This window comes from Pseudogulbenkiania sp. MAI-1, assembly GCF_000527175.1.
Classification (GTDB): Bacteria; Pseudomonadota; Gammaproteobacteria; order Burkholderiales; family Chromobacteriaceae; genus Pseudogulbenkiania.
In genome coordinates this window covers 405,129-418,964 of sequence record NZ_AZUR01000001.1, presented here as the reverse complement: position 1 = coordinate 418,964, position 13,836 = coordinate 405,129, and the positions used below count along the sequence as shown (strand labels likewise).

The window sequence follows — 13,836 nt, the reverse complement described above, 5'->3', positions numbered from 1 at the left end:
CCATGCGCACCTTCCTGTTCCTGCTGCTGGCGGCCCTCGCCGGCACCGCCACGCTGTTCGCCTTCGCCCCCTACCGCCTGTTCTGGCTGATGCCGCTCGCCCTCGCGGCACTGGCCGAACTGGCCCAGCGCCAGCCCCATCGCGCCTTCTGGCTCGGCTACGCCTGGGGCATTGCCGCCTACACCGCCAACTTCCACTGGATCTACAACAGCCTGCACGACATCGCCGGCATGCCGTTCTGGCTCGCCGCCCCGATGACCGCGCTGCTGCCGGCCTACCTCGCGCTCTACCCCGGCCTCGCGCTGTGGCTCTCCACGCGCATCGACCGCCGTCCGGCCATGCGCTGGCTGGTGCTGTTCCCGGCGCTGTGGACGCTGGGGGAATGGCTGCGCGGCTGGATGCTCACCGGCTTTCCGTGGGGCGCCGCCGGCTACTCGCAGATCACCGAAAGCCCACTGGCCGGCTACGCTGCGGTGTCCGGCATCTACGGCGTCACCCTGCTGGTTGCCGTCAGCGCCGGTTCCCTGGTCGTGCTGCCGCGGCTCGCCAACCGCTGGCGAGTGCTGCTGCTGGCGGCGCTGGCCGCCCTGTGGGCCGGCGGCGAACAGCTCAAGGCCATCCCGTGGACCGAACCCGCCGGCAAGCCGGTACGCGTGGCACTAGCGCAGGGCAACATCCCGCAAAGCCTCAAGTGGGAGCCGACGCTCTACGAATACACGCTGGCCAGCTATTACCGCCAGGTCGCCACCACCCGTGCCGACCTGATGATCCTGCCGGAAACCGCGTTGCCGGCCTTCCTCGACGAACTGCCGCCCGGCTTCGTCGGTCTCCTGGCCGCCACCGCCGAGCGCAACCGGATGGCGCTGGCCTTCGGCGTGCCGCGCCGCACCGACGACGGCCGCGGCTACCTCAACGCCGTGATCGCACCGACCACACCCGGCCAGCCGTTCTACGCCAAGGACCATCTGGTGCCATTCGGCGAGTTCATCCCGCTCCCCGGCGTCACCAGCTGGATCTACCGCTTCATGAACATGCCGCTGTCCGGCTTCAGCCGCGGCGGTGCCAATCAGGCCCCTATCGCCATGGCCGGCCAGCAAGTGGCATTCAACGTCTGCTATGAAGACAGCTTCGGCGAGGAACTGATCGGCCCGGCCGCCAGGGCCACGCTGCTGGCCAACGTCAGCAACCTGGCCTGGTTCGGCCAGAGCGACGCCGCCAGCCAGCACCTGCAACTGTCACAAGCGCGCGCGCTGGAAACCGGCCGCCCGATGCTGCGCTCCACCAACACCGGCATGACCGCCATCATCCGTGCCGACGGCGAGATCGCCGCCGTGGCGGCACCGTTCACCCGCCAGGTGTTGTCCGGCATGGTACAAGGCCGGCAAGGCCTGACCCCCTACATGCAGTACGGCAACCGGCCGGTGCTGCTGCTCTCCGCCATGCTGCTGGGGCTCGCCGCCCTGCTCGGGCGCCGGCATCGGCCGCAGCGGGCGTGAAAAAGGCCCGGGGAGCCCCGGGCCTCGTGCTGGCTACACGCGATCGCTAACAGCGGAAACGGGCTACCTGCCCACGCAAGGTATCGGCCAGCACGTGCAGTTCCTCGATCGCACGTGACGCTGCCAGCGAAGCATCGGCGTTGACCGCCGCACTCTGCGCGATATCGTCGACATGGCGGGCAATGCCCTGGCTCGCCTCGCTCTGCTCACGCAGCGAGTGCGAGATGTCGTTGACCACCTGCACCACCTGCTGGGCGCTGGTGCTGATGCGCGCGATCGCCCCCCCGCCCTGCTCCGCCAGTTGCAAACCGTTCTTCACCCGCTGTACCGCTTCCGCCATCGTGCTGTGCGAGGCGTCCGAAGTCAGGCGGATCTCCTCGATCATGCCGGCGATCTCCTGGGTAGCCAGCGCGGTGCGCTCAGACAACTTCCTCACCTCGTCGGCGACCACGGCAAAACCGCGCCCGCTCTCCCCGGCACGCGCGGCCTCGATCGCGGCGTTGAGCGCCAAGAGATTGGTCTGGTCGGCAATATCCTTGATCACCTGCATGATGCTGGAAATGGCCTGCGTCTTCTGCGCCAGCTCGCCGATGCTCGACGCCGCCTGATCCACCGACTCGTTGATCCGGTGCATTTCGCCGACCGCACTGGCGATCACCTCGCCTCCTTCGCGCGACAACTCGCCGGAAGCTTGCGAAAGCTGGCGCGCGTCCTGGGCATGCTCGGCGATCTGGTTGATGCTGACCGTCATCTGCTGTACCGAGGCCGCCATCGACGTGGCCGCGCCGCTCTGCTGACCGGAAGACTGCGCCACCGCCTCGGCGTTGCCGGCAATCTGCGAACTCATCCCGGACATGGCGTTGGCCCCCTCCGCAATGCGCTGCACCAGCTGGCGCAACTGCGACTGCATGTCGGCCACCGCCGCCATCAGGCTATCGCTGTCCCCCTCCCGCACCGGAACGGCCACGTCGAGCTGGCCGTCCGCAATGCGGCGCACGATGGCGGCGGTCGCCGCCGGCTCGCCCCCCAGTTGCCGCAGCACGCCACGCACCAGCAGGTAGCCGACCGCGAGCAATAGGGCCAGCAGCAGGCCGCCTCGCAGCAACAAGGCCAGCAGCGCATGGCGGAACGCCGCGTCGACATCGTCCAGATAGATCCCGGTACCGATCACCCAATGCCAGCCCGGCGTGGTAGCCAGGTACGACAGCTTGGGCTGCGGCTGATCGAACCCCGGCTTGTCCCAGACGTAGGACGCGAAACCCTTGCCCTGACCGTCGGCCAGCGTCTTGTCGAACTGAGCACCCAGATCGACCCCCTCCGGCGTCTTGATGCCATGCAGGTTCTTGCCGATCAGCGCCGGCTTGACACCGTGCCCGACGTAAACCAGGTTCTGGTCGAAAGCGAAAAAGTACTCCTTGCCGTCGTAACGGATCGCACTGACCGCCGCCGCCGCCAAGGCCTTGGCCTCTGCCTCGCTCATCGCCCCACTCGCCGCCTTGTGCTCGTAATCGGTCACGATCGCCGCCACCGTCTCGACCAGGTTGCGGATCTTGTCCTGGCGATCCCGCAGCATGCTGTCCCGCTCGCTGAACAACCCCAGCCCACCTTCCACACAGATCAGCACCACCACCACGGCCAGCAATCCCAGCAACCGTGCCCGGATACCCCACCCCTGATTTGGCTGCTTCATCAGCTCTCCCCCCTTTTGTTATATCGACGAGACATGCAGACGCCATGCACCTCGCAAATTGTCGCGCTCGCCTAGCATAAACCATCACCCGTCAGAATAACCCTAGACCTTAGTCACAGGCGCTCAGGAAAAACCCTAGTAGCCGGATCGGCCGTGCACAGACAGAAAATGGCGGGCACCGCGGCCGGCCAGGAACCAACGGGGTGTCAGGCGACATCGTAAATTGACCCCCTAGCGACACGAAGAACTGACCCCCTTGTTTGCAAGGAGGCAGTCGTTGGAAACGCAGTATTCAGCGAGTCATCCTGTACCCCGTGAGGTTTGTGGAGTACGGGAGATGTTGGAGCCGGAAGCAGTAACGGCAATCGTTCGACTGGGGCAATCCGGCTGGGGGGCGAAGCGGATTGCCAAGACGCTGGGAATCGCCCGAAATACCGTGCGGCACTATTTGCGTGCCGGCGGCCCGGTGCCATACCAGCAGCCGCAACGCAGCGGCGTGCTCACCGGGCACGAGGCCTGGCTACGTGAGCAGTTTCTAACGCACAAGGGCAACTGCGACGTGGTGCGTCAGCTGCTGGCTAAGGAACACGGTATTGCCACCAGCCTGCGCACCGTTGAACGCGCCTGCCGGCCATATCGGCAGGAGCTTGAAGCCAGCCGGCGAGCGACGATCCGGTTCGAGACTGCTCCTGGCGAGCAGATGCAGATCGACTTCGGCCAAGTGCGCATCCAGATCGGTGGCGAACTGGTGCGTGTGTACCTGTTCGTGGCGACGCTTGGCTACTCGCGCCGTGGCTTTGTTTGCCCATTCCGTCACGAACGGCAGAGTGCTTGGTTTGGCGGTATCGAAGCGGCGTTCGAGCACTTCGGTGGACGGGTGCAGACTCTGCTGATCGATAACGCCAAGGCCCTCGTGGTCGAGCACGACATGCAGACCCGGCAGGTCCGCTTCAATAGCCGCTTCGAGGCGTTCTGCCGGCATTGGGATGTGCGCGTGAAGGCCTGCGCGCCGTTCCGTGCGCGCACCAAGGGCAAGACCGAGAACGGCGTTGGCTATGTGAAGAAGAATGCTATCGCCGGTTACACATTCGAGAGCTGGGCCGCATTGGAGGCTCACTTGACCCGCTGGCAGCGGGAGGTGGCCGATACCCGCATCCACGGGACGACCGGCATGGCGCCCAAGGAGCGGTTCGACGGCGAACGTCCGCATCTGCGTCCTGTTGCCGGCATCGTGCCGTTCCTGCAAGTGCGGGAGCTGATCCGTCGCGTCAATGCCGAAGGCTGTGTCGAGCTCGATACTAATGCCTACAGCGTGCCCTGGCGGCTGATCGGCGAGATGGTCACGGTCGTTGTACGAGCAGGCACGGTGACGGTCCATTACGCCGGCCAGGAAGTAGCGCATCACGCCGAGTTGGCCGGCAGTCGCGGACGGCAAATTGACCGCGCCCATCTGCTTGGGGTCGTGCCGCCGCTATCCGAGCCGGTCCCGCCACACGGCGGCGCTTTGCTGCGCCCGCTGGCAGAGTATGAGGAATTGGTCGGAGGGGGCTGGTGATGATCGAACCCGACCGACTGGAAGAACTGTTGACCCGGCTGCACTTGACGGCGATCCGGGATCAGCTGGATAGCCTGCTGGACGAAGCGAGCCGTGCCCAAATGACACTTCGCGAAGCGCTGCTGTTCCTGGCCGAGCGAGAGGTGGCCCGGCGCGATACGCGACGCATCCAGATGGGGATGAAGCTGGCTCGATTCCCCTGTGTACGCACGCTGGAGGGCTTCGACTTCGATGCGCAGCCGTCGATTGATCCCGGCCAGGTCCGGGATTTGGCCACCGGGCGCTGGATTGGCCACGGTCAAGCGTTGTTGCTGCTGGGACCGCCCGGAGTCGGCAAGACGCATTTGGCGGTAGCACTCGGGCGTGAGGCGGTAGAGCGGGGTTACACGGTGCTGTTCAGTTCTGCTGCGTCGCTGATGACTGGACTGACGAAGGCGCATGCCGATGGGCGCTTGTAGGAGAAGCTGTTGCAGCTATCGAAACCCAAGCTGCTGATCGTCGATGAATTGGGCTACCTGCCGCTGGAGCCGGCGGCAGCGCACCTGTTCTTCCAACTGGTCTCGCGGCGCTATGAGCGGGCAAGCCTACTGATCACCAGCAACCGCCCGGTGGGGGAATGGGGCCAAGTGTTTGGTGACGCAGTGGCGGCAACGGCCATCCTGGATCGGCTGCTGCATCACAGCCAGGTGGTCACGATCCGGGGAGATAGTTACCGGCTACGCGACAAACGACGGAGCGGCCTGCTGCAGAAGGCGGCGGCCGAACCGATTACATCAACTAGTTGATTAACCCTGGGGGTCAATTCCAGATGTCGCCAGGGGGTCAAATCCTCGTGTCGCTTGACACGGGGATACACCGGGGAGGGTAAAATCGGACAAGGCGCACCAGCCCATGCCGAGAATGCGCACCTGAAAGCGCATTACCGTAGTTCAGAACACTTCACTGCGGAGGACTTTTCTCGCCACCGGCAACGCCCCCGCTACCCCATTCGAGCACGGCCTGCTAACCTCCCAGGTCATCCCGGACAAACCATCGCGCCGCCATCGCGAAGACGAATCGACGATATTCCGGACAACCCCAACCCAAGGAGCAGATCCGTGCAATTGGCCAGCATGTTCGTCCATCCCCTCAAATCCGCCCGCGGCATCGCTTACGAGCGGGCATACGCCTCGTGGCAGGGCCTGCTGCACGATCGAGAATGGCTGCTGACCGATGAAAGCGGGGGGTTCATCACGGCACGCGACTATCCTCAGCTCGTCAATGTCCGGTGTTCACTGATCCCGGGAGGCATCCTGTTTCAGGCTCCCGGCCACCCCCTCGTGACCGCACTGGCGACCGAGTTCGACTCCCCGACCCCTGCCAGCGTCTGGAAGGACCACTTCACCGCCTACCACGGCTCTGCCAGGGCCGACGACTGGTTCAGCCGCTATCTGGGTATTCCCTGCCGCCTGCTCTGGCTGGGGCGGCACTCCCAGCGCCAGCAGAAAACCAACGATCAGGCGCTATCCTTCGCCGACGGCTACCCGTATCTGCTGGTCAACGAGGGTTCGCTGAACGAACTCAACGGCCAACTGACACAACCGGTCACGACGCGCCACTTCCGACCCAATCTCGTCGTCAGCGGCCCCTTGCCCTACGAAGAAGATGACTGGCAGGTGGTTCGCATTGGATCGGTCGTCTTCGATGTGGCCAAGCCGTGCACCCGCTGCACGCTGACCACGGTCAACCCGGACACCGGCACCCCGTCGGCCGACGGAGAGCCCATGGCCACCCTGATCAAGACGCGCCAGTTGCCGGAAGGCATCTGCTTCGGCGTCAACCTCGTGCCACGCAACGAAGGCATCCTGCAGCTCGGGGATTCGCTCGAGGTCCTGGAGCTCCGCTATACTTTCTGAGGCGCCAGCCAACCCGACAAAACTCAGAGCCCGTTACAGGGCCGATCACGACAACACACCCTTACCACACCACAGACATGGACTATCAAGCTCTCCTCGATGAAATAGCCCAGGACATCGTTCCCTATTTCGGACTGGGCAAGGTGGCGAACTACATCCCCGCCCTGGCCAAGATCAACCCGCAACAATTCGCCATCAGCGTCGCCACGCTCGACGGCCGGCAATACGCCACCGGTGGTGCCGATACCCGCTTCTCCATCCAGAGCCTGTCCAAGGTCTTCATGCTCTCGCTGGTGCTCGGCCGTCTGGGCGACAACCTGTGGACCCGCGTCGGCAAGGAACCGTCGGGCAACCCGTTCAACTCGCTGGTACAGCTGGAGAACGAGAACGGCATCCCGCGCAACCCCTTCATCAACGCCGGCGCGCTGGTCGTAACCGACCTCGCCAATTCGCTGTATGGGGATGCCAAGGCCGTGCTGCTCGATTTGCTGCGTCAGGAAAGCGGCACCGACGACCTGACATTCGACCTCGAGGTCGCTCAGTCAGAAAAGCAGCACGGTGATCGCAACGCCGCGCTGGCGCACTTCATGAAAAGCTACGGCAACATGGTCAACCCGGTAGAGCAAACGCTGGAGAGCTATTTCCACAGCTGCAGCATCACCATGAGCTGCGCCGAGCTGGCGCGCGCCGGCCTCTACCTGGCCAACCATGGACTCTCGCCGGTCAGCGGCGAGCCGCGGCTGACCCGGAGCCAGGCCAAGCAGGTCAATGCCATCATGCTGACTTGCGGCACCTACGATGCCGCCGGCGAATTCGCCTACCGGGTGGGCCTGCCCTGCAAGAGTGGGGTGGGGGGAGGGATTCTGGCCATCATCCCGGGCAAGATGAGCATCGCCGTCTGGAGCCCGGCGCTCGACAGCCAGGGCAACTCGCTGATCGGGCTGGAGGCGCTGGACCGCTTCACGACCCGGACCGGCCTGTCGATTTTCTAAGCGACAGCATCGGAAAATAAAAAAGCCAGCGTACGCTGGCTTTTTTATTCAGAGCACCCGAAGGTTACTCGGCTTCTTCTTCCACTGCTACCGCATCTTCCGGACGGTCCAGCAGCTCGACCAGAGCCATCGGAGCGTTGTCGCCGTTGCGGAAGCCGTACTTCAGGATACGAACATAGCCGCCGTTGCGAGCGGTGTAGCGCGGGCCCAGTACGTCGAAGAGTTTAACCACGATCTCGCGATCACGGGTGCGGTCGAAAGCCAGGCGGCGATTAGCCAGCGACGGCTTCTTACCCAGCGTGATCAGCGGCTCGGCCACACGGCGCAGTTCCTTGGCCTTCGGCAGCGTGGTCACGATCACTTCGTGGCGCAGCAGCGAGTTAGCCATGTTGCGCAGCATAGCCAGACGGTGGCTAGTCGTGCGGTTCAGTTTACGATTGCTATAACGATGACGCATTGTTAATGTCCTTTAATCTCAAACCTTACGGTTTTTCCAGCCCTGCCGGCGGCCAGTTTTCCAGCTTCATGCCGAGAGTCAGGCCTTTGGACGCGAGAACTTCCTTGATCTCATTCAGGGACTTGCGACCGAGGTTCGGAGTCTTCAGAAGCTCGGTCTCGGTACGCTGAATCAGGTCACCGATGTAATAAATGTTCTCGGCCTTCAGGCAGTTAGCCGAACGAACCGTCAGTTCAAGATCGTCGACCGGACGCAGCAGGATCGGATCGATCGGCGGCGCCTTTTCAACGACTTCTTCAACCGCAGTGCCTTGCAGATCAGCAAAGATCGACAGCTGATCCATCAGGATGCGCGCGGCGTTACGCACGGCTTGCTCAGGTTCGATCACCCCATTGGTCTCGATATCGAGCACCAGGCGATCCAGGTCGGTACGCTGCTCGACGCGGGCGCTTTCCACGCCAAAGCTCACCCGGCGGACCGGAGAGAACGAAGCATCCAGCTGAATAGTACCGATGGCACGGTTTTCGTCCTGATTGGCGCGAACGCTAACCGGCTGATAGCCGCGACCTTTTTCGACCTTCACTTCCAGATCGATCTTGCCGCCTGCGGCCAGATGGCAGATGACGTGATCCGGATTGATCACCTCAACATCATGCGGCAACTCGATATCGCCAGCCAGAACAGCGCCCTCGCCCTCTTTCTTGAGGGTGAGTACGACGCTGTCACGACCATGCAGCTTAAGCACCACGCCCTTGAGGTTCAGGAGGATGTCGACGACATCCTCGCGAACGCCATCAAGAGCGGAATACTCATGCAAAACGCCAGCGATAGTGACTTCGGTCGGAGCAAAACCCGGCATCGAGGACAGCAGAATGCGACGCAGTGCGTTACCCAGGGTATGGGCATAACCACGTTCAAACGGCTCCATCGATACGCGCGCGTGAGTAGCCGAAACCGGCTGCACGTCAATGAGTCGCGGTTTAAGAAATTCCGAAGCGCTGTTTTGCATAGTCAGTCCCTAAGAGCTAGCGATTACTTGGAGTAGAATTCCACAACGAGCTGTTCGTTGATATCGCCAGCCAGTTCGGAACGCTCCGGAGCCGACTTGAAAACACCTTCCATCTTCTTGGAGTCAACCGACACCCAGGAAGGGAAACCACCCTGTTCGGCCAGAGCCAGACCTTCGACGATACGGGCCTGCTTCTTGGCTTTTTCGCGGATGGCGACGACATCGCCGGCCTTCACCTGGAAGGACGGGATGTTCACGACTTGACCGTTCACCACGATAGCCTTGTGGCTCACCAGCTGGCGCGCTTCGGCGCGGGTGGAGCCAAAGCCCATGCGGTATACGACGTTGTCGAGGCGGGATTCCAGCAGCTTCAGCAGGTTTTCGCCGGTCGAGCCCTTCAGGCGCGAGGCTTCGGCGAAGTAGTTGCGGAACTGGCGCTCGAGCACGCCGTAGATGCGGCGGATCTTCTGCTTTTCACGCAGTTGGACGCCGTAGTCAGACAGACGGCTCTTGCGAGCGCCATGCTGACCGGGAATGCTGTCCAGTTTGCACTTGGAATCCAGTGCACGACGCGCGCTCTTCAGGAACAGGTCGGTACCTTCGCGACGCGCGAGTTTACATTTCGGGCCAATATAACGTGCCATGTTCTCACACTCTCCGAATTAAATACGACGTTTCTTGGGCGGACGGCAGCCGTTGTGCGGCACCGGCGTCACGTCGGAGATGCTGGTGATCTTGAAACCCAGCGCGTTGAGAGCGCGAACGGCAGATTCACGACCCGGACCCGGGCCTTTGATACGAACTTCGAGGTTCTTCACACCGTATTCTTGGGCAACTTTACCAGCATGCTCTGCCGCTACCTGAGCAGCAAAGGGTGTACTCTTGCGCGAGCCCTTAAAACCAGCGCCGCCAGAGGTAGCCCAAGACAAAGCATTGCCTTGACGGTCGGTGATAGTGATGATGGTGTTGTTGAACGAAGCGTGCACGTGCACGATACCTTCGCTAACAGACTTGCGCACTTTTTTGCGTACACGGACAGCTGTGTTTGCTTTAGCCATTATCTGTGTTCCTTAAGATTACTTCTTGCCGGCGATCGCCTTGCGCGGACCCTTGCGAGTGCGAGCATTGGTGCGAGTACGCTGGCCGCGGCACGGCAGGCCGCGACGATGGCGCATGCCACGGTAAGAGCCCATGTCCATCAGACGCTTGATGCTCATGGTAATTTCGCGGCGCAGGTCACCTTCTACGGTGAATTTGCCTACTTCTTCACGCAGTTTGTCCATTTCGGCGTCGGTCAGATCCTTCACTTTCGTGGAAGGAACAACACCTGCTGCAGCGCAGATCTGCTGAGCACGAGTTTGACCGATGCCGTAAATAGCCTGCAGGCCGATAACGGCATGCGCATGGTTGGGGATGTTTACCCCTGCAATACGGGCCATACTCTTTCCTTAAGCCTTAAGACCATGAAAAGCTTGCGATTGTATCACGCAAGATCAGGGCTAACAAATATTAGCCTTGCTTTTGCTTGTGACGGGGATCCGTGCAGATCACGCGAACAACACGGTTGCGACGGATAATTTTGCAGTTACGGCAAATTTTCTTTACCGAAGGCTGAACTCGCATGTCAGTTCCTTTCAATCTCTAAAAAGAGCGAGTGCATTATTTTGCACGGAACACGATTCGGGCACGGGACAAGTCATAGGGAGTCATCTCCACCGTGACCTTATCGCCGGGAAGAATGCGGATGTAATGCATCCGCATCTTTCCGGAAATATGCCCGAGCACTACGTGTCCATTCTCAAGCTGGACCCTGAAGGTTGCGTTCGGCAACGTCTCCAGGACCTCGCCCTGCATCTGAATGGTATCTTCCTTAGCCATATAACCCAGTGTGAACTCGTAATCAGCGGGTAAGAGCGTTGCCTTTGAAGTTGGCCTTCTTCAGCAAGCTCTCATACTGGTGCGACAAAATGTACGACTGCACCTGCGCCATGAAGTCCATCGTCACCACGACGATGATCAACAGCGAGGTCCCGCCAAAGTAGAACGGCACGTTCCACTTCAGGATCAGGAACTCCGGCAACAGGCAAACCAGCGTGATGTAAATCGCACCGATCAGCGTCAGCCGCAGAATGATCTTCTCGATATAACGCGAAGTCTGCTCACCTGGACGAATCCCCGGGATGAAGGCACCACTCTTCTTCAGGTTATCCGCGGTCTCCTTCGGGTTGAACACCAGGGCCGTGTAGAAATAACAGAAGAAAATGATCGCCGTTGCATACAGCAGGACATAGATCGGCTGACCCGGATGCAGTTTGTCTGCAACCGCTTTCAGCCAGCCCATGCCTTCCGTGTTGCCGAACCAGCCGAGAACGGTGGCCGGAAACAGGATGATGCTGGAAGCAAAGATCGGCGGAATCACCCCCGCCATGTTGAGCTTGAGCGGCATATGCGTGCTCTGGCCCTGCATGACGCGATTGCCAACCTGGCGCTTGGCATAGTTCACCAGCACCTTGCGCTGACCGCGTTCGGCGAACACGACCAGATAGGTAACCAGGATCACCGATGCAAACAGCACGATGGCAAACAGGATAGGCAACGAACCCTGACTAGTCAGGGTCAGCGTTTTACCGATCGCGGAGGGTACGCCGGCGGCGATACCGGCACAGATAATCAGGGAAATACCGTTGCCGATACCCCGTTCGGTTATCTGTTCACCAAGCCACATCAGGAACATGGTGCCGGTCACCAGCGTAACCACAGTCGTCAGGTAAAACTCCCACTGAGGAGTCACCACCAGGTTAGGCTGCTTATAAAGCATCACTGCAATGCCGAAACTCTGGAAAGTCGCCAGCAAAACAGTCGCGTAACGTGTGTACTGGGTTATCTTACGACGTCCAGCGTCGCCCTCTTTCTTCAGCTCCTTGAGCGTCGGGATGATTTCCGAGCCCAACTGCAGAATGATGGAGGCCGAGATGTACGGCATGATGCCGATGGCAAATACCGTAAATCTGGAAAGGGCCCCGCCCGAGAACATGTTGAACATGTCGAGGAGGCCCGTCTGCGACGAGTGGAACAACTTCGCTAGTTCGGCAGGGTTGATACCGGGTACAGGTATATGCGCACCAATGCGGTAAACGATCAGTGCACCGATCAGGAACAGCACACGCCGCTTCAGATCGGCAAACTTGTTGCCATTAGAGACTAGAGAAGTATTCGCCACGTACGTGCGCCTTATTCAACGATACTGCCGCCAGCGGCTTCGATAGCAGCGCGGGCACCGGCCGTAACGGCCACGCCACGCAGCTTCAGAGCACGCTCAACCTTGCCAGACAGCACCACCTTGGCCACCAGGGCCTGGGCGGCAACGATGCCGGCTTGCTTGAGGGCGAGCAAATCAATTTCATCAACCGGCAGCTGATTCAGTTCGGACAGGCGAACTTCGGCAGTCTTGCCAGCGGACAGGGACTTGAAGCCACGCTTCGGCAGGCGGCGCTGCAGCGGCATCTGACCGCCTTCGAAACCGACCTTGTGGAAGCCACCGGCACGGCTCTTCTGGCCCTTGTGACCACGGCCAGCAGTCTTGCCCAGACCGCTGCCGATGCCACGGCCAACGCGACGCTTGGCGTGCTTGGCGCCAGCGCCCGGCTTAATGGTATTCAGCAACATCGCTTAGCCCTCGCTTTTCAACAAGTAGCTGATCTTGTTGATCATGCCACGGTTTTCAGGCGTATCGAGCACTTCGACGGTCTGGTTGATCTTTTTCAGACCGAGACCGCGAGCGCAGGCCTTATGGGATTCCAGGCGACCGATCAGGCTCTTCACCAGAGTCACCTTGACAGTCTTGGCGTTACTCATGCTCCACCCCCAGGATTTCCTCGACAGTCAGGCCACGCTTGGCGGCGATCTGCGAAGGAACGAAGATCTTGTTCAGACCGTCCAGGGTTGCACGCACGACGTTGTACGGGTTGGTCGAACCGTGCACCTTGGCGGACACGTTGCGAACACCCATTGCGTCAAAGATGGCGCGCATCGGGCCACCGGCCTTCACACCGGTACCTTCTTTGGCGGGCTGCATGAACACGGTGGTAGCACCGTGCTTGCCGATCACGGTGTGATGCAGGGTACCGTTTTTCAGCGGGATCTTGACCATGTTGCGGCGTGCCGATTCCATTGCCTTCTGCACAGCAACCGGCACTTCCTTGGAACGGCCCTTACCCATGCCGATACCGCCGTCGCCATCACCTACTACGGTGAGAGCGGAGAAAGCCATGATACGGCCACCCTTCACCACTTTGGTGACGCGGTTGACACCGATCATTTTCTCGATCAGACCGTCGCCACGATCTTCGATTTCGTGCTTAGCCATTCTTCACTCCGAATTAGAATACGAGGCCGCTTTCGCGAGCCGCATCGGCCAGCGCCTTGATACGGCCGTGGTATTGGAAACCCGAACGATCAAAAGCGACTTTTTCGATGCCAGCTGCCTTGGCTTTCTCGGCAATCCGCTTGCCGACTACGGCTGCAGCGGCCTGGTTGCCACCATTGGCAAGATCAGAGCGCACTTCGGCTTCCAGGGAGGAAGCGCTGGCCAGCACACGACTACCAGTCTCATCAATGATCTGAGCGTAAATGTGGCAGTTGGTGCGGTGTACGGAAAGGCGCACCATCTTGAGCTCCGCAATCCGAGCACGGGTTTTGCGTGCACGGCGGAGTCGAGCTTGTTTCTTGTCCATGTCAGGGCC

17 protein-coding genes and 1 pseudogene are annotated in these 13,836 nt (G+C 61.0%); 5 read left to right on the top strand and 13 right to left on the bottom strand.

Features of this window, described 5'->3' with window-relative positions:
* Positions 1-2 precede the first annotated feature (2 nt).
* Positions 3-1,496: an apolipoprotein N-acyltransferase gene (lnt, locus tag PSEMAI1_RS0101955; RefSeq protein ID WP_024301245.1), complete on the top strand. Its 1,494-nt coding sequence runs from the start codon at positions 3-5 to the stop codon at positions 1,494-1,496.
* Positions 1,497-1,542: 46 nt separating this feature from the next.
* Here lnt and PSEMAI1_RS0101950 read toward each other — a convergent pair whose 3' ends face one another.
* Positions 1,543-3,186, bottom strand: coding sequence for a methyl-accepting chemotaxis protein (locus PSEMAI1_RS0101950; protein WP_024301244.1), 1,644 nt, complete (start codon positions 3,184-3,186; stop codon positions 1,543-1,545).
* Positions 3,187-3,523: 337 nt separating this feature from the next.
* Between PSEMAI1_RS0101950 and istA the strand changes: the two genes are divergently transcribed.
* The 4 genes and pseudogenes from istA to PSEMAI1_RS0101930 all read left to right on the top strand — a co-directional run bounded on the left by istA (position 3,524) and on the right by PSEMAI1_RS0101930 (position 7,628).
* Entirely contained in the window at positions 3,524-4,741 is a 1,218-nt protein-coding gene (gene istA / locus PSEMAI1_RS0101945; protein ID WP_029770442.1) for an IS21 family transposase, read from the top strand.
* Positions 4,741-5,526 (top strand): annotated as a pseudogene (istB, locus tag PSEMAI1_RS20405) (IS21-like element helper ATPase IstB). Before istA ends, istB begins: the two are co-directional and overlap by 1 nt.
* A 312-nt stretch (positions 5,527-5,838) precedes the next feature.
* A complete protein-coding gene (locus tag PSEMAI1_RS0101935) occupies positions 5,839-6,636 on the top strand; it encodes an MOSC domain-containing protein (protein WP_024301242.1) in 798 nt (265 codons plus the stop codon).
* 77 nt (positions 6,637-6,713) lie between these two features.
* Positions 6,714-7,628, top strand: coding sequence for a glutaminase (locus PSEMAI1_RS0101930; RefSeq protein ID WP_024301241.1), 915 nt, complete (start codon positions 6,714-6,716; stop codon positions 7,626-7,628).
* A 64-nt stretch (positions 7,629-7,692) separates the two neighbouring features.
* Here the strand turns inward: PSEMAI1_RS0101930 and rplQ are convergent, their stop codons facing one another.
* The 12 genes from rplQ to rplR form a co-directional block, all read right to left on the bottom strand.
* On the bottom strand, positions 7,693-8,085 hold the full coding sequence (gene rplQ / locus PSEMAI1_RS0101925; RefSeq protein ID WP_024301240.1) for a 50S ribosomal protein L17: 393 nt from the start codon (positions 8,083-8,085) through the stop codon (positions 7,693-7,695).
* A gap of 25 nt (positions 8,086-8,110) precedes the next feature.
* Positions 8,111-9,094 (bottom strand): DNA-directed RNA polymerase subunit alpha, encoded by a 984-nt coding sequence (gene rpoA / locus PSEMAI1_RS0101920; protein WP_024301239.1) that lies wholly within the window; start codon positions 9,092-9,094, stop codon positions 8,111-8,113.
* Positions 9,095-9,117: 23 nt separating this feature from the next.
* On the bottom strand, positions 9,118-9,738 hold the full coding sequence (gene rpsD / locus PSEMAI1_RS0101915) for a 30S ribosomal protein S4 (RefSeq protein WP_024301238.1): 621 nt from the start codon (positions 9,736-9,738) through the stop codon (positions 9,118-9,120).
* Positions 9,739-9,756: 18 nt separating this feature from the next.
* Entirely contained in the window at positions 9,757-10,152 is a 396-nt protein-coding gene (rpsK, locus tag PSEMAI1_RS0101910) for a 30S ribosomal protein S11 (protein ID WP_008955659.1), read from the bottom strand.
* Positions 10,153-10,170: 18 nt separating this feature from the next.
* Complete coding sequence (rpsM, locus tag PSEMAI1_RS0101905) at positions 10,171-10,533, bottom strand: 30S ribosomal protein S13 (protein WP_024301237.1); 363 nt, start codon at positions 10,531-10,533, stop codon at positions 10,171-10,173.
* A 70-nt stretch (positions 10,534-10,603) separates the two neighbouring features.
* Positions 10,604-10,717 carry a 50S ribosomal protein L36 gene (gene rpmJ, locus PSEMAI1_RS21060; protein WP_011137711.1) on the bottom strand — a complete coding sequence of 38 codons (114 nt, stop codon included), beginning with the start codon at positions 10,715-10,717 and terminating at the stop codon, positions 10,604-10,606.
* A 36-nt stretch (positions 10,718-10,753) separates the two neighbouring features.
* Positions 10,754-10,972 (bottom strand): translation initiation factor IF-1, encoded by a 219-nt coding sequence (gene infA, locus PSEMAI1_RS0101900; protein ID WP_024301236.1) that lies wholly within the window; start codon positions 10,970-10,972, stop codon positions 10,754-10,756.
* Positions 10,973-10,994: 22 nt separating this feature from the next.
* Entirely contained in the window at positions 10,995-12,314 is a 1,320-nt protein-coding gene (gene secY, locus PSEMAI1_RS0101895; protein ID WP_024301235.1) for a preprotein translocase subunit SecY, read from the bottom strand.
* 11 nt (positions 12,315-12,325) lie between these two features.
* Positions 12,326-12,760, bottom strand: coding sequence for a 50S ribosomal protein L15 (rplO, locus tag PSEMAI1_RS0101890; protein ID WP_024301234.1), 435 nt, complete (start codon positions 12,758-12,760; stop codon positions 12,326-12,328).
* 3 nt (positions 12,761-12,763) lie between these two features.
* A complete protein-coding gene (gene rpmD, locus PSEMAI1_RS0101885) occupies positions 12,764-12,949 on the bottom strand; it encodes a 50S ribosomal protein L30 (protein WP_008955654.1) in 186 nt (61 codons plus the stop codon).
* Positions 12,942-13,460 carry a 30S ribosomal protein S5 gene (rpsE, locus tag PSEMAI1_RS0101880; RefSeq protein WP_024301233.1) on the bottom strand — a complete coding sequence of 173 codons (519 nt, stop codon included), beginning with the start codon at positions 13,458-13,460 and terminating at the stop codon, positions 12,942-12,944. Before rpsE ends, rpmD begins: the two co-directional genes overlap by 8 nt.
* 13 nt (positions 13,461-13,473) lie before the next feature.
* Complete coding sequence (gene rplR / locus PSEMAI1_RS0101875; RefSeq protein WP_024301232.1) at positions 13,474-13,827, bottom strand: 50S ribosomal protein L18; 354 nt, start codon at positions 13,825-13,827, stop codon at positions 13,474-13,476.
* Between the last annotated feature and the right edge of the window lie 9 nt (positions 13,828-13,836).